This window comes from Streptomyces sp. NPDC029139 (assembly GCF_055564335.1).
This window is the reverse complement of the sequence record NZ_JBVHWN010000001.1, coordinates 745,376-758,753: the sequence shown is the minus strand read 5'-3', so window position 1 is coordinate 758,753 and position 13,378 is coordinate 745,376. Positions and strand designations below refer to the sequence as shown.

11 protein-coding genes are annotated in these 13,378 nt (G+C 73.3%); 5 read left to right on the top strand and 6 right to left on the bottom strand.

The window, feature by feature from the left end; genetic code table 11:
- The gene (gene sucC / locus ACZ4VW_RS03440; protein ID WP_467957911.1) at positions 1 to 1,179 is read left to right on the top strand and encodes an ADP-forming succinate--CoA ligase subunit beta; all 1,179 of its coding nucleotides are present in this window, start codon (positions 1 to 3) and stop codon (positions 1,177 to 1,179) included.
- 20 nt (positions 1,180 to 1,199) lie between these two features.
- Positions 1,200 to 2,084, top strand: a complete 885-nt coding sequence (gene sucD / locus ACZ4VW_RS03435; protein ID WP_467957909.1) for a succinate--CoA ligase subunit alpha — start codon at positions 1,200 to 1,202, stop codon at positions 2,082 to 2,084.
- A 129-nt stretch (positions 2,085 to 2,213) separates the two neighbouring features.
- Here the strand turns inward: sucD and ACZ4VW_RS03430 are convergent, their stop codons facing one another.
- Complete coding sequence (locus ACZ4VW_RS03430; protein WP_467957908.1) at positions 2,214 to 3,665, bottom strand: sigma factor-like helix-turn-helix DNA-binding protein; 1,452 nt, start codon at positions 3,663 to 3,665, stop codon at positions 2,214 to 2,216.
- Positions 3,666 to 3,859: 194 nt separating this feature from the next.
- On the opposite strand from ACZ4VW_RS03430, the gene ACZ4VW_RS03425 reads away from it, so the two are divergent.
- Positions 3,860 to 5,488 carry a cell division protein PerM gene (locus ACZ4VW_RS03425; protein WP_467957906.1) on the top strand — a complete coding sequence of 543 codons (1,629 nt, stop codon included), beginning with the start codon at positions 3,860 to 3,862 and terminating at the stop codon, positions 5,486 to 5,488.
- Between the two features lie 6 nt (positions 5,489 to 5,494).
- Here the strand turns inward: ACZ4VW_RS03425 and ACZ4VW_RS03420 are convergent, their stop codons facing one another.
- Positions 5,495 to 6,205 (bottom strand): hypothetical protein, encoded by a 711-nt coding sequence (locus ACZ4VW_RS03420; protein WP_467957904.1) that lies wholly within the window; start codon positions 6,203 to 6,205, stop codon positions 5,495 to 5,497.
- A 258-nt stretch (positions 6,206 to 6,463) separates the two neighbouring features.
- Here ACZ4VW_RS03420 and purN point away from each other — a divergent pair, with 258 nt between their 5' ends.
- Positions 6,464 to 7,078, top strand: coding sequence for a phosphoribosylglycinamide formyltransferase (purN, locus tag ACZ4VW_RS03415; RefSeq protein ID WP_467958169.1), 615 nt, complete (start codon positions 6,464 to 6,466; stop codon positions 7,076 to 7,078).
- Positions 7,075 to 8,637, top strand: a complete 1,563-nt coding sequence (purH, locus tag ACZ4VW_RS03410; protein WP_467957902.1) for a bifunctional phosphoribosylaminoimidazolecarboxamide formyltransferase/IMP cyclohydrolase — start codon at positions 7,075 to 7,077, stop codon at positions 8,635 to 8,637. Before purN ends, purH begins: the two co-directional genes overlap by 4 nt.
- A gap of 152 nt (positions 8,638 to 8,789) precedes the next feature.
- On the opposite strand, the gene ACZ4VW_RS03405 is transcribed toward purH, so the two are convergent.
- Genes ACZ4VW_RS03405 through ACZ4VW_RS03390 form a run of 4 tightly spaced genes read right to left on the bottom strand, consistent with a single transcriptional unit; the run spans position 8,790 to position 13,307 of the window.
- Positions 8,790 to 10,106, bottom strand: coding sequence for an ABC transporter permease (locus tag ACZ4VW_RS03405; RefSeq protein ID WP_467957900.1), 1,317 nt, complete (start codon positions 10,104 to 10,106; stop codon positions 8,790 to 8,792).
- A complete protein-coding gene (locus tag ACZ4VW_RS03400; RefSeq protein ID WP_467957899.1) occupies positions 10,096 to 10,806 on the bottom strand; it encodes an ABC transporter ATP-binding protein in 711 nt (236 codons plus the stop codon). Before ACZ4VW_RS03400 ends, ACZ4VW_RS03405 begins: the two co-directional genes overlap by 11 nt.
- Entirely contained in the window at positions 10,799 to 12,304 is a 1,506-nt protein-coding gene (locus ACZ4VW_RS03395; protein WP_467957897.1) for a hypothetical protein, read from the bottom strand. The genes ACZ4VW_RS03400 and ACZ4VW_RS03395 overlap by 8 nt, the downstream gene beginning before the upstream one ends.
- Before the next feature lies 1 nt (position 12,305).
- On the bottom strand, positions 12,306 to 13,307 hold the full coding sequence (locus ACZ4VW_RS03390) for a hypothetical protein (RefSeq protein WP_467957895.1): 1,002 nt from the start codon (positions 13,305 to 13,307) through the stop codon (positions 12,306 to 12,308).
- Positions 13,308 to 13,378 lie beyond the last annotated feature (71 nt).

The following is a 13,378-nucleotide window of genomic DNA, read 5'->3' as shown; positions in this document are numbered from 1 at the left end:
GTGGACCTGTTCGAGTACCAGGCGAGGGACCTCTTCGCCAAGCACGGTGTACCGGTGCTGGCCGGTGAAGTCATCGACACGCCTGAGGCGGCGCGCGAGGCCACCGAGCGTCTTGGCGGCAAGTCGGTCGTCAAGGCGCAGGTGAAGGTCGGCGGCCGCGGCAAGGCCGGCGGCGTGAAGCTGGCCGCCACCCCGGACGAGGCCGTCGCTCGCGCGACGGACATCCTCGGGATGGACATCAAGGGCCACACGGTCCACAAGGTGATGATCGCGGAGACCGCTCCGGAAATCCTCGAGGAGTACTACGTCTCGTACCTCCTCGACCGCACCAACCGCACCTTCCTGGCCATGGCCTCGGTCGCCGGCGGCATGGACATCGAGGAGGTCGCCGCGACGACCCCCGAGAAGCTCGCCAAGGTGCCGGTGAACGCCAACGAGGGCGTCACCATCGAGAAGGCCCGCGAGATCGTCGCGCAGGCGCAGTTCCCGGCCGACGTGGCCGAGAAGGTCGCCGAGATCCTCGTGACCCTGTGGGACACCTTCATCGCCGAGGACGCGCTCCTCGTCGAGGTGAACCCGCTGGCCAAGGTCGCCTCCGGCGACGTCCTGGCCCTGGACGGCAAGGTGTCTCTCGACGAGAACGCCGACTTCCGTCAGCCCGAGCACGAGGCGCTCGAGGACAAGGCCGCAGCCAACCCGCTCGAGGCTGCCGCCAAGGCCAAGAACCTCAACTACGTCAAGCTCGACGGCGAGGTCGGCATCATCGGCAACGGCGCCGGCCTGGTCATGTCGACCCTGGACGTCGTCGCGTACGCCGGTGAGAACCACGGCGGCGTGAAGCCGGCCAACTTCCTCGACATCGGCGGCGGCGCCTCCGCCGAGGTCATGGCGAACGGCCTGGAGATCATCCTGGGCGACCCGGACGTCAAGTCCGTGTTCGTCAACGTCTTCGGTGGCATCACTGCCTGTGACGAGGTCGCCAACGGCATCGTCCAGGCTCTGGAGCTCCTCGCCTCCAAGGGCGAAGAGGTCACCAAGCCGCTGGTCGTGCGCCTCGACGGCAACAACGCGGAGCTGGGTCGCAAGATCCTGTCGGACGCGAACCACCCGCTCGTGCAGCGTGTGGACACCATGGACGGCGCGGCCGACAAGGCCGCCGAGCTCGCGGCTGCGAAGTAAGGGACGAGGTCAAGCACACCATGGCTATCTTCCTCACCAAGGACAGCAAGGTCATCGTCCAGGGCATGACCGGTGCCACGGGCATGAAGCACACCAGGCTCATGCTGGGTGACGGCACCAACATCGTCGGTGGCGTGAACCCGCGCAAGGCCGGCACGTCCGTCGACTTCGACGGCACCGAGGTCCCGGTCTTCGGCTCCGTCGCCGAGGCGATGGAGAAGACGGGCGCCAACGTCTCCGTCCTCTTCGTCCCGCCGGCCTTCGCCAAGGCCGCCGTGGTCGAGGCGATCGACGCCGAGATCCCGCTCGCGGTCGTCATCACCGAGGGCATCGCGGTCCACGACTCCGCCGCCTTCTGGGCGTACGCGCAGGCCAAGGGCAACAAGACCCGCATCATCGGCCCGAACTGCCCCGGTCTCATCACCCCGGGCCAGTCCAACGCCGGCATCATCCCGGGCGACATCACGAAGCCGGGCCGCATCGGCCTGGTCTCGAAGTCCGGCACGCTGACGTACCAGATGATGTACGAGCTCCGTGACATCGGCTTCTCGTCCGCCGTCGGCATCGGTGGCGACCCGGTCATCGGCACCACGCACATCGACGCCCTCGCGGCGTTCGAGGCCGACCCCGACACCGACCTGATCGTCATGATCGGCGAGATCGGCGGCGACGCCGAGGAGCGTGCGGCGGACTTCATCGCGAAGAACGTCACCAAGCCGGTCGTCGGCTACGTCGCGGGCTTCACCGCGCCCGAGGGCAAGACCATGGGCCACGCCGGCGCCATCGTCTCCGGTTCCTCCGGCACGGCCCAGGCGAAGAAGGAGGCCCTCGAGGCCGCCGGCGTCAAGGTCGGCAAGACGCCGACCGAGACGGCCAAGCTGGCGCGCGCCATTCTCGGCAACTGAGCACGGTCTCGCGGGCTGAAACAGCCGCCTGACCGCCGCACCGCACAGGTGGGCCCCGCCCCTCCCGGGAAACCGGGTGGGGGCGGGGCCCACTCGCGTACGCCAGGGGTCGAAACCCCTCGTGGTCATCTACTCCGGCTCGGGAACCAGCCGCTCCGGACCGTGGTGGGGCTGCGAGCGCAGCTTGTCGCGCAGATGCCTGTCCTCGGGGGTGAGCTGCTGCGAGCCACCGCGGACCGGGACGCCCTCGACCGTCTGGCCGGGGTGGTGCACGGGCAGGTACTGCGTCGGCGCGGTCGCGGCCGTGAAGGCCGTGACGCCGATCAGCCCCACGGTCACGCCGAGCACCGCCCGGGTCCACAGCCGGGCGCGCCGCTCGCTGCCCGCCCGTACCTTCCTGGCGTCCGCGAGGGTCGCCGTCGGTGCCTCGGCGACCAGTGCGGCCAGCCGCTCGTGCAGGACGTCGGGGTCCGAAAGCTCGGGCACGCGCTGCCCGATGACGGTACGGGCGTGCAAGAGCCGGTTGGCCGCGGCGGGGGTGCTCGCCTCGGTCTCGGCCGCCGTCTCGGGCAGGTCGAGGCCGAGCCCGTCGTAGAGCAGGACGGTGCGGCGGTACGGGGGCGGCAGTTCGAGCAGGGCCGCGAGCAGGTCCCGCCGCCCGGCCTCGGTGGGCGGGGCGTCGGGGTGCCTGTGGGCGCGGCGGAACCGGTGCCAGGGGGAGAGGGCGTACTCGTACGCCGCGGCCCGCACCCAGCCGACCGGGTCCCGGTCCACCGCGACCTCGGGCCAGTGCTCCCAGGCGTGGTGGAAGGCGCGCTCGACGGACTCCCGGGAGAGCCGGCGGCGGCCGGTCAGCAGGTACGTCTGATGGACGAGGCCCGGCGCGGCGTAGGCGTAGAGCGCGTCGAAGGCCTCCGCCGGCGTGAGGGAGGGCTCCTCCGGTGTGTCGGCAGGCTCCTCCGGCCGCGGTTCGGCGGTGGGGGCCGTCTCCTCCGGTTTCAGCCGCTCCTGCGGCTCCCGGGCGGCGGAGTCACCGGACCGGACGGGCCGGGTGGTCTTCCGGCCCAGCCCGAGGGCGGCGGGCGCCGGTGTCCTCGGCGGTTTCGAGGCCGCCTTGGACGCGCCTTTCGGGCGGCTGCTCGCGGACGAGGTGGCGGGCGCCGCGGCGGGCTTCCCCGGTCTGCCGGGTCTGGCCGGCCTGGCGTGCGAGGGGGGTTCGTGCAGTGCCGGGGACGACCCGGACCGCGGTGCGGCGCCGGCCCGGGATCGAGTACCGGCTTCCCCTTCGGACGAGTCCGCGGCGGCCGACCCCGACCCGGACTCGGACCCCGACCCGGACCCCGCGTCGGAGCCGGTGCCCGACTCGGACGTGGAGCAGGACGTGGAGCCGGACGCGGGCGGCGCGGGCGCCGTGCCGGAGGGCGCGACTTCGTCCTCGTCCGCGCTCAGGAGCTTGGCGTACGCCTCGCGCTTGCGTCCGCGCGGATCGGTGCGACCGGTCTCCCACGACCGGACGGTGGCCCGGGTGACGCCGACCGCTTCGGCCACCTGTTCCTCGCTCAGGCCCTTGGCCTCACGCAACCTGCGCCGTTCCTTGGGGGACGGCAGCGAGACGGCGGATGCGGAATCGGCTCGTCCCCGACTCGTCGGACTCATGGGCGACGACCTCCCGCAGAGCTGCTCCGGGCGGAAAAGTACATAAACGTATATTGAGCGACACAACGGTGGTTTGCCTGTTACGCGTGAAACGCGCGTGTCGTTGGGAGCATGGGCGCGTGACCCACCTGACCGGACAGAAGCCCTTGCCGACGGCCCATCCGCTGCTCCGAAGCGGCCGCTCCGCCGCACTGGCCACCGCCTTCGTGCGGGGCGGGGTCGCGGCGGGGCTCGGCCTCGGTGCGCTCGCGGTGCTGGTCATGATGGCGTGGATCAGCTCGCCCTATCCCGACAGCGGACCGGGTGGTGCCCTGCACACGGCGGCCGGACTGTGGCTGCTCGCCCACGGGGTGGACCTCGTCCGCACGGAGACCCTCTCCGGAGTGCCCGCGCCCCTTGGTGTCGCCCCGCTCCTGCTCATGGCGCTGCCGGGCTGGCTGGCGCACCGGGCCGCACGGGACACCCTGGAGCCGGAGGAGGGCAGTCCCAGACCCTCCACGGGCGGTGCGGTGGCCGCGGTGTGCGGGGGATATCTGCTCGTCGCGGCCGGGGTCGTGCTCTACGGGGCGAACGGCCCGTTTCCGGCGGACCCGCTCGCGGCCGCCTTCTGGCTGCCCGCGACAGTGACCGCGGCGGCGGGCCTGGGGGTCTGGACGGCGAACGGGCGGCCCCTGCCGGAACAGGAACAGGCGGCCGTGGCGCTGCGCTCGGCCGGCACGGCGCTCGTCGGCCTCGTCGGGGGCGGAGCGGTGCTCTTCGGGACCTCGCTGGTGTGGCACGCGGGCGCGGCGCAGGAGTTCTTCGCGGGGCTCGCGGGGGAGTGGTCGGGCCAGGTCTCGGTCCTGCTGCTGACCGTCGCGCTGGTGCCGAACGCGGCGGTGTGGGGTGCGTCGTACGGGCTCGGGCCCGGGTTCGCGCTCGGCGCGGGCGCCTCGGCGACGCCGCTGGGTCTCACCGGCACCGCGGCCGTTCCGCCCTTCCCGCTCCTCGCCGCCCTGCCCGCCGCGGGCCCCGGCGGCTGGCCGCAGTGGGCGGCCGTCGCGATCCCGCTGGTCGCGGTGGTGCTCCTGGGTGGTGGCGTCGGGCGGGCGGCGCGGGCTTGGACGCGACGCGACACGGCACTGACCGCCCTGGTCGCGGCCTGGGCGTGCGGCGCGGCGATGGCGCTCCTGGCGGCCGCCGCGGGCGGCCCGCTCGGGTCCGGGCGGCTGTCGGCGTTCGGCCCGGTGTGGTGGCAGGCGGGGGCGGCGGCGGTGCTGTGGAGTGCGGTGGTGGGGGTGCCGGTGGCGTTGGGAGTACGGGCCTGGGGGCGGCGTGGCCTGAAGCCGAAGCGGGTCGCCCCGGTCCCCGCGCCGGCGCCCGCGCCGCTCGCGCCCGAGCCGGTCACGCCGACCGCGGCGGCCCCCCTCGCGACCGCGTCGGCGAAGGCGAAGGGCGGGCGCGTGAAGAGTCGGCTGTGGAGGGGGCGAGGCGGCGCCGCGGCCGATCCCGTCACGGTGGAGAACGACGAGCCGGGGTTCGAGCCGTACGACTTCCTCCCCGCCGCCTGGGAACCGACCCTCCCGCCTCCGCCCGCGCCAACGCGTCCGGTCCCACCCGCGCCAACGCCTCCGCCGCCGGTCGAACCGCCGTCCGCGCCCCCGCCCTCCGACAAGTCGTCCGGCCCCGGCCCGTGGCCCGGCGCAGGACCCGGCCCCGGACGCACGGAGGCGCCGGAGGCCCTGGAGCCTCCGGCGCCGTCCGCCTAGCGTTTCCTACTCCCGTACCCCGAAGACGTCCCGCAGCGGCTCCGGCAGCAGCTCGTTGCAGGCCAGCTGGCCGGACTGGGTGAGGGCGTCGTCGGCGCAGGTGTAGAAGTCGCGGTACACGAGCTGGATGGTGAAGCTGCCCGCGACGATCACCAGGGAGAGGGTCGCGGCGACCAGGCCGCTGATGGCGGCCGTGCGCTGCGCCCGGGCCGGAGCGCCGGCGGCGGCAGGACCGGCCGGAGCCGCCGCGGTGGCGGGCCCGGCCGGCGCGAAGGGATCGGTGGCCCCCGCCGCGGCCGTGGCGGCGGCCTTGGGCTTGGCCCGCAGCGCGCTGATCGCCCAGTACAGGGCGAGCGCGCCCAGCAGCAGTGCCAGTTCCTGGATCTCGAAGAGGGCGAAGAAGAACGCCCACATGCCCGCGAGCAGCGCGTACCGCGCCCGCCGCTGCGCCGGGTCCGTCGGGTCCCACTTCGGGTTGGGCCCCTGGCCCTCGGACCCGCTCGGGCGCTCGGGGCGACGGCCGAAGCCGTCCGAGGAGCGGCCCGGCTGGCGGCTGCTCCAACGGCCGCGGGAGCCGCCGGAGGCACCGGAGGAGCCGGACGACGTGTCGTCGTCGTCCGAGCCCTCCGGCCGCCGCGGCTGCCACGGCTGGTCCGGCTGCCCCTCGGGCGGCGGCGCGAACGGATTGTTGTCGTCCGTGGACGGGCGTTCCGGCATCTGCTGAACGTCTTCCCTCTGTCGTCGTCGCAACTGCTGTCTCAACTGCTGTCTCAACCGCCGTCTCGACCGGTGTCTGGGTCGGTGTCTCAACTGTCGTGGAACCCAGACGCTACCCCCCGCCCGCGCCCCCGTCCCGTGGGGGCCGTCCGGTGTGCCGGTATCGTTGCTGACGGTCGGGCCCTTCGTAGGGTTCCCCGTATCCAGAGGCACGATTCCTTCGTGCGACCCTACAAACACCACGGAAAGAGTGACCGAGTGGCCGCCGCCCGCCTCGTCGTCCTGGTCTCCGGGTCCGGCACCAACCTCCAGGCCCTGCTCGACGCCATCGCCGCCGACCCCGCGGGGTACGGCGCGGAGATCGTCGCCGTCGGCGCCGACCGCGAGAACATCGCGGGTCTGGAGCGGGCCGAGCGCGCCGGGCTGCCCACCTTCGTGTGCAAGGTCAAGGACCATCCGACCCGTGACGCGTGGGACCGCGCCCTGGCGGAGGCCACCGCCGCGTACGAGCCCGACCTCGTCGTCTCGGCCGGTTTCATGAAGATCGTCGGCAAGGAGTTCCTCGCCCGCTTCGGCGGCCGGGTCGTCAACACCCACCCGGCGCTGCTCCCCAGTTTTCCCGGTGCCCATGGAGTGCGGGACGCACTCGCGTACGGCGCGAAGGTCACCGGATGCACCGTCCACTTCGTCGACGACGGCGTCGACACCGGCCCGATCATCGCCCAGGGCGTGGTCGAGGTCCGGGACGAGGACGATGAAGCCGCGCTCCATGAGCGCATCAAGGAAGTCGAGCGTTCGCTGCTCGTCGAGGTCGTGGGGCGTCTGGCCCGGCACGGCTACCGCATTGAGGGACGAAAGGTAACAATCCCGTGACCGCCGAAGGTACGAAGCGCCCCATCCGCCGCGCACTCGTCAGCGTCTACGACAAGACCGGCCTTGAGGAGCTGGCCCGCGGCCTGCACGAGGCGGGTGTCTCCCTCGTCTCCACCGGCTCCACCACCTCCAGGATCGCCGCGGCCGGCGTCCCGGTCACCAAGGTCGAGGAGCTCACCGGCTTCCCCGAGTGCCTGGACGGCCGCGTCAAGACCCTCCACCCGCGCGTGCACGCCGGAATCCTCGCCGACCTGCGCCTGGAGGACCACCGCGACCAGCTCGCCGAGCTGGGCGTCGAGCCCTTCGACCTGGTGGTCGTGAACCTCTACCCGTTCAAGGAGACCGTCGCCTCCGGCGCGACCCCGGACGAGTGCGTCGAGCAGATCGACATCGGCGGCCCCTCCATGGTCCGCGCCGCCGCCAAGAACCACCCCTCCGTGGCCGTGGTCACCAGCCCGGCGCGGTACGCCGACGTCCTGCAGGCGGCCCGTGAGGGCGGCTTCGACCTGACCGCGCGCAAGCGCCTGGCGGCCGAGGCCTTCCAGCACACCGCCGCGTACGACGTGGCCGTCGCCTCCTGGTTCGCCGCGGACTACGCGGCCGCCGACGACAGCGGTTTCCCGGACTTCCTGGGCGCGACGTACGAGCGGAACAACGTCCTGCGCTACGGCGAGAACCCGCACCAGGGCGCCGCGCTCTACGTCGACGGCACGGGCGGCCTCGCCGAGGCCGAGCAGCTGCACGGCAAGGAGATGTCGTACAACAACTACACGGACACCGACGCCGCGCGCCGGGCCGCGTACGACCACGCCGAGCCGTGCGTGGCGATCATCAAGCACGCCAACCCGTGCGGCATCGCGGTCGGCGCGGACGTCGCCGAGGCGCACCGCAAGGCGCACGCCTGCGACCCGCTGTCCGCGTTCGGCGGCGTGATCGCCGTCAACCGTCCGGTCTCCGTGGAGATGGCCGAGCAGGTCGCCGAGATCTTCACCGAGGTCATCGTGGCGCCGGCGTACGAGGACGGAGCGGTCGAGGTCCTCGCGAAGAAGAAGAACATCCGCGTCCTGCGCGCCGAGGGGGCCCCGGCCAACCCGGTCGAGGTGAAGCCGATCGACGGCGGCGCCCTCCTCCAGGTCACCGACCGCCTCCAGGCCGAGGGCGACGACCCGGCGAACTGGACGCTCGCGACGGGCGACGCGCTGTCGGAGCAGGAGCTGGCCGAGCTGTCCTTCGCCTGGAAGGCCTGCCGCGCGGTCAAGTCCAACGCCATCCTGCTCGCCAAGGACGGCGCCTCGGTCGGTGTCGGCATGGGCCAGGTCAACCGTGTCGACTCCGCGAAGCTCGCGGTCGAGCGGGCGGGCGAGGAGCGGGCGCGCGGCGCGTACGCCGCGTCGGACGCGTTCTTCCCGTTCCCCGACGGCCTGGAGATCCTCACGGCGGCGGGCGTCAAGGCGGTCGTGCAGCCGGGCGGATCGGTCCGCGACGAGCTGGTGATCGAGGCCGCGAAGAAGGCGGGCGTCACCATGTACTTCACGGGCACGCGCCACTTCTTCCACTGAGCGCGGACCGACAACGCGTGAGCGCAGGGCCCGCCGGTACGGGAACGTACCGGCGGGCCCTGCGCGCGTGACTGCCTCTCGCGCCACCGGCGGAGGGACGGCGTTCGCCGGGTCGCCGCCGAAGGGCAGGTCAGCCGCCGCCGAAGGGCAGGTCAGCCGCGCAGTGTCTCCGCGGGTGCGATGCGGGACGCCGCCAGGGCCGGATACACCCCCGCCAGCATGCCCACCGCGAGGCCGAGCAGCGGACCGGCGACGGTGAGCCGGGGGTCGAGGACCACCAGCCAGCCCTTCGCCAGTGCCGTACCGGCCGTCACATCCACCCCGACGGCCGTGCCCAACACCCCGCCCACCAGGCCCAGAAGACCGCACTCCACGAGGAACTGGGCCGAGACCGCCGCCCGTCCGGCACCGACCGCCCGGCGCAGCCCGATCTCCGAGCGGCGCTCCACCACGGACACGTACGTGGTGTTGCTGACGCCGAGCGCGCCGATGAGCAGCGACACCCCGGCCAGCCCGAGGAACAGGGCCCGGGTCTCGCTCTCCACCCCGCCGCGAAAGGACCCGAGATCGGCCGGGACGATGGCCGCGAGCCGGTCCGGCCCCTCGGGGTGGAGTGCCAGCGGGGCCTCCTGCCCGACCTGCTGCGCGGCGCCGAGTTCCGTGCGCAGGACCGCCTCGGTGGCGCCGAAGACCAGGTTCCGCCCGTTGCTCTTCTCCCCGCCGTCCCCGCTCCCGTTCCCGGCCCCTCCGGTCTCCTGGGGGCGGTTCAGGACTCCGCCGTCCGTCGCGCAGGAGGCGTACGGGACGATCACGCTGCCGGTCAGCCGGGACTCCCCGGCCGGGGCCCGGAAACTGCCGATCACCGTGAAGGGCCGGCCCGCGAGGTGGACCGAGGGGGCCGCCTCAGGGGTCTGTTCGAGGAGGGCGTCCAGGCCGAGCGCCTTGGCGGCCACCGTGTCCACCAGCGCCACCGCGTCGCCGCGCGCCATGTGCCCCGCGTCCGGCAGCCGCCCGGAGCGGGCGGTCACCCCGAGGGCCGCGAGGGCGCCTTCGTCGGCGGCCAGGACGCGCAGGTCCTGCGGGGTCGCCCAGTTGTAGCCGGGGCCGAGGGCCGAGACCGTCGGGCGCTCGTCGGCGGTGCACAGCAGGCCGGCCGACCGTACCCCGTTCAGCTTCCGCGCCCGTACCGTCGCCGCGCCCGTCGGCCGCGCCGCCTCGTTGTGGAAGCGCACGGTCACGGCGGTCGCCTTCAGCGCGTCGAAACGGCCGGACACGGCGTCGGCGGCGCTGGCCGTGATGCCGGTGGTCGCCAGCGCGGCGGCGATGCCGAGCGCGATGCCGAGCACGGTCAGCACGGAGCGCAGACGGCGCCCGAGGACGGCGTGGACCGCCTGGACGACGATGTCCGCGAACGCCGTACCGGTCCGCTCCCGCCGTCCCTTCCCGCGTCCTTGGCGCTCAGACCACATGTCCGTCCACGACCCTCAGTTCGCGGTCGGCCCGCTCGGCCACATCACGCTCGTGGGTCACGACGACGACCGTGCGCTCCGGGGTGACGAGCCCCCGCAGCAGCGTCATCACCTGGTCGGTGTTGGCCGAGTCGAGGTTTCCGGTCGGCTCGTCGCAGAGCAGCACCGACGGCTGGTGCACCACGGCCCTGGCCAGCGCGACCCGCTGCCGTTCACCGCCGGAGAGCGTCGTGGGGCGCGCGGAGATCCGGTGGCCGAGTCCGACCGACCGCAGGGCCCGCTCGGCCCGCTCGCGCCGCTCGGCGCGCGGATGGCGGGTGTGGACCAGAGGCAGCTGCACATTGCGCAGACAGGTCAGGTACGGCACGAGATGGAACGACTGGAACACGAACCCGAGCCGGGTCGCCCGCAGCCGGGTCCGCTCCCGCTCGGTCAGCGTGCGGACGTCGACCCCGTCCATGGCGTACGTGCCGCCGGTGGCGGTGTCGAGCAGGCCGAGGATGTTGAGGAGGGTGGACTTGCCCGACCCGGAGGGGCCGGTGATGGCGACCATCTCGCCGGTACGGATCTCCAGTGTCGCGTCCTTGAGGGCGGTCACAGGCGTGGCGGCCGGGTAGGTCTTGGAGACGCCGCGCATCGAGATCACCACCCGCTGCCGCTCCTGGAGCGCGTCGGCACGCGCGCCGCCGACGTCAGCCAAGACCGTCCTCCCGGTAGGCGTACCCGACGAGCAGCTGCGCGCCCTTCGCGAGGGCCGGGTCGGCGGCGGTCACGGCCGCCCGGCCGCCGACCGTGAGGCCCACGTCCACCGGTACGTGCCGGCGCCGGTCGCCCTGGACGACGGTGACGGAGACGAGCCCGGCCGGGTCGGTCCACAGCGCGGAGACGGGGACGATCAGGGAGTCGGGCGAACTGCTGCGGCGGACGGCCTCGACCTTGACGGAGCTGCCGAGCGCCGTGTCCGGCACCGCGCCGGTGACGCCGAAGAACGCGAACCGCGGGGTCCCGGTCGACACCCTCTCGTACGAGCCCTGGAGCGCGGCCCCGCCGAGCCGGTCGCCGGAGATCTTCGCGCGCGTGCCCTGGGGGAGGGAGGTGAAGTCGGGCAGGGCCGTGTCCGTCACCGGGACCCTGATCTGCCAGCGGCCACCGGTCACGGTGAAGAGCGGCTCGGAGGCGTTCGCGCCGACCCGGCCGGAGACCTCGCCGACGGTCGCGGGCAGCGAGCCCATGAAGACGACCTCGGACATGGGGAGGGTGACGACGGTCCGGGTGGCGGGCGGCGGCGCTTCGCCGGTCCCCGAGGAGCCGGTTGCCGAGGTTCCGGAGGTGCCCGAGTCTCCGGGGGTGCCCGAGTCTCCGGGGGTGCCCGAGCTTCCGGAGGTGCCCGAGCTTCCGGAGCTTCCGGCGGACGAGGTGGTCGCGGTGGTCGCTCCGGAACGGGCCGCTGTACCGCTCTCCGCGCCGCCCGTCTTGCCGCCCGTGCCGCCGGACCCGCCGGCCCCGCCCGGATCGGCGTCTCCCTCCTGGCCCAGGAGCGGCCGGTATCCCGCCCTCCGGTACAGCCGCTTCAGGTCCCGTGCCGTGCGGTCGTCGAACGTGCCGGTGAGGGGAGTCCCGTACAACTGCTGCAAGGCTCCCTGGAGCTGGCGCACGTCCGGGCCCTGCATGCCCTCGCCGAGATCGCGGTAGGCCGGGAAGGCCCCTTCCAGGAGGAACAGCGGCCGGCCGGAGATCTCCGCCCCGAGCGACCCGTTGGCCAGCTTGTCACCGGCCTTCACGGACAGCCGGGTGACGACCTGCCGGGCCGCGCCCTCGCCCGACTCGGGACCGCGCACGACCAGGTTGCTGCTGCGGGACAGGGTGCCCTCCCAGGTCTTGCGGTCGACCAGGGGGCCCGCCTCGGCGGGCACGGTGACGCTGGAGCGCGGCGGAGCGGCGGCCGAGGCGGCGCGTTGCTCGGGCGTACGGGCCTGGGAGGCCGCGATCCAGGCGCTGCCGCTCGCCGCCAGAACGACCACGACGCCGGTCGCGGCGGCTATCCGGCCCCAGCGCCGGGCCGGGCTCGCACCGCCCTCACCGCCCTCGCCGACGGCACCGTACGCATCGACGGCACCGCGCTCGCCCCCGCCGACGATCTCGCCGTCCCCGGTCAGGCCCCCGCCGTGCCCGGTGCGGCCTTCGCCGCTGTTCTCCACCTCAGGACTCCAGCATTTTCTGGGCCTTCTTCTGCGCCTCTGTCAGGACCTCCTGATAGGCGACCAGATCGGCCTCGTTCTTGACGTAGAGCGCGGTCAGCGCCTTCTGGTTCGCGCTGCGCCAGACCGTGTCGTATTTCGAGGTGTCGGCACACCGGGCATCGGCTTTCGCCTGGGCGATCTCATTCTTACGGCCCGCTTCGACCGCCGCCGCGTCCACATTCTTTCCGGCGTCCTTTCCGCCGTAATAATCCTTGGCCTTCTTCACCGCGTCGGTCGGAGATTTCAGACCGCCGTAACCTGCCTTCTCCATGCAGGAGGACCAGTTCGCGACGGCTTTGAGGAATGCGTCCGACTGTTCGGCCTGCCGGCCGGCCTCGTGGCGCATTCCGTTGTCGGTCAGCCACATGAGGCGGAGATACTTCGGCATGTCGCCGTAGAGCTTCTTGCGGGTCCCGCCCATGCAGCCGCCGCTGGGGGAGGAGAACGTGCCCTCCCCGGTCTCGTAGCTGACGAGCTGGTCGGGGTCACCGCTCTTGGCCAGCGTGTACCGCTGCTTCTCCGAGTCCGGCAGGTCCCGCCAGGGGCCGGGCCGCTCCTGGGTGGAATTGTCGGGCTGGGCGCCGCCGGCGTCCGGCGCGGCGCCGTATCCGCGCTGCGCCGCCTGCTCGGAGGTGGGGGAGACGCGCCCCTCCGGGGCGTCCGCGCCGTCCGCGTCCGGCATCGGGACGGGGTCCGGCGGATGCACCGTGAACCCCTGGGCGACCATGCACTTCTTGGTGATCTGCAGCTCCATCGCACCGACTTGGCGGCCGAGTTCCTTCGCCGAGTTGAAGGCCTGGGTGGCCTTGGCGGCGCTTGCCGAGTCAGGGGCGGCGGCCGCCGGGCCGCCGGACGGGTCGCCCGCCTCGTCGGTGCCGGTGCCGGAGCCCGAACTGCAGCCGACGAGTGCGGTCAGGGCGGCGGCGGCCAGGCCGGCGCCGATCCGGTGACGGGGGAGCATCTGGGTCCTCTCGGGGCTATGGTGGGCCGGATGCCTCCCCCTCCTGCGATGAGGGGGAGGCATCCGGCCGT

Bases quoted from the DNA above. Each gene is read 5' to 3' on its own strand.
- sucD (WP_467957909.1), top strand. From the start codon at position 1,200: ATGGCTATCTTCCTCACCAAGGACAGCAAGGTCATCGTCCAGGGCATG.
- ACZ4VW_RS03420 (WP_467957904.1), bottom strand. From the start codon at position 6,205: ATGCCGGAACGCCCGTCCACGGACGACAACAATCCGTTCGCGCCGCCG.
- ACZ4VW_RS03405 (WP_467957900.1), bottom strand. From the start codon at position 10,106: ATGTGGTCTGAGCGCCAAGGACGCGGGAAGGGACGGCGGGAGCGGACC.
- ACZ4VW_RS03390 (WP_467957895.1), bottom strand. From the start codon at position 13,307: ATGCTCCCCCGTCACCGGATCGGCGCCGGCCTGGCCGCCGCCGCCCTG.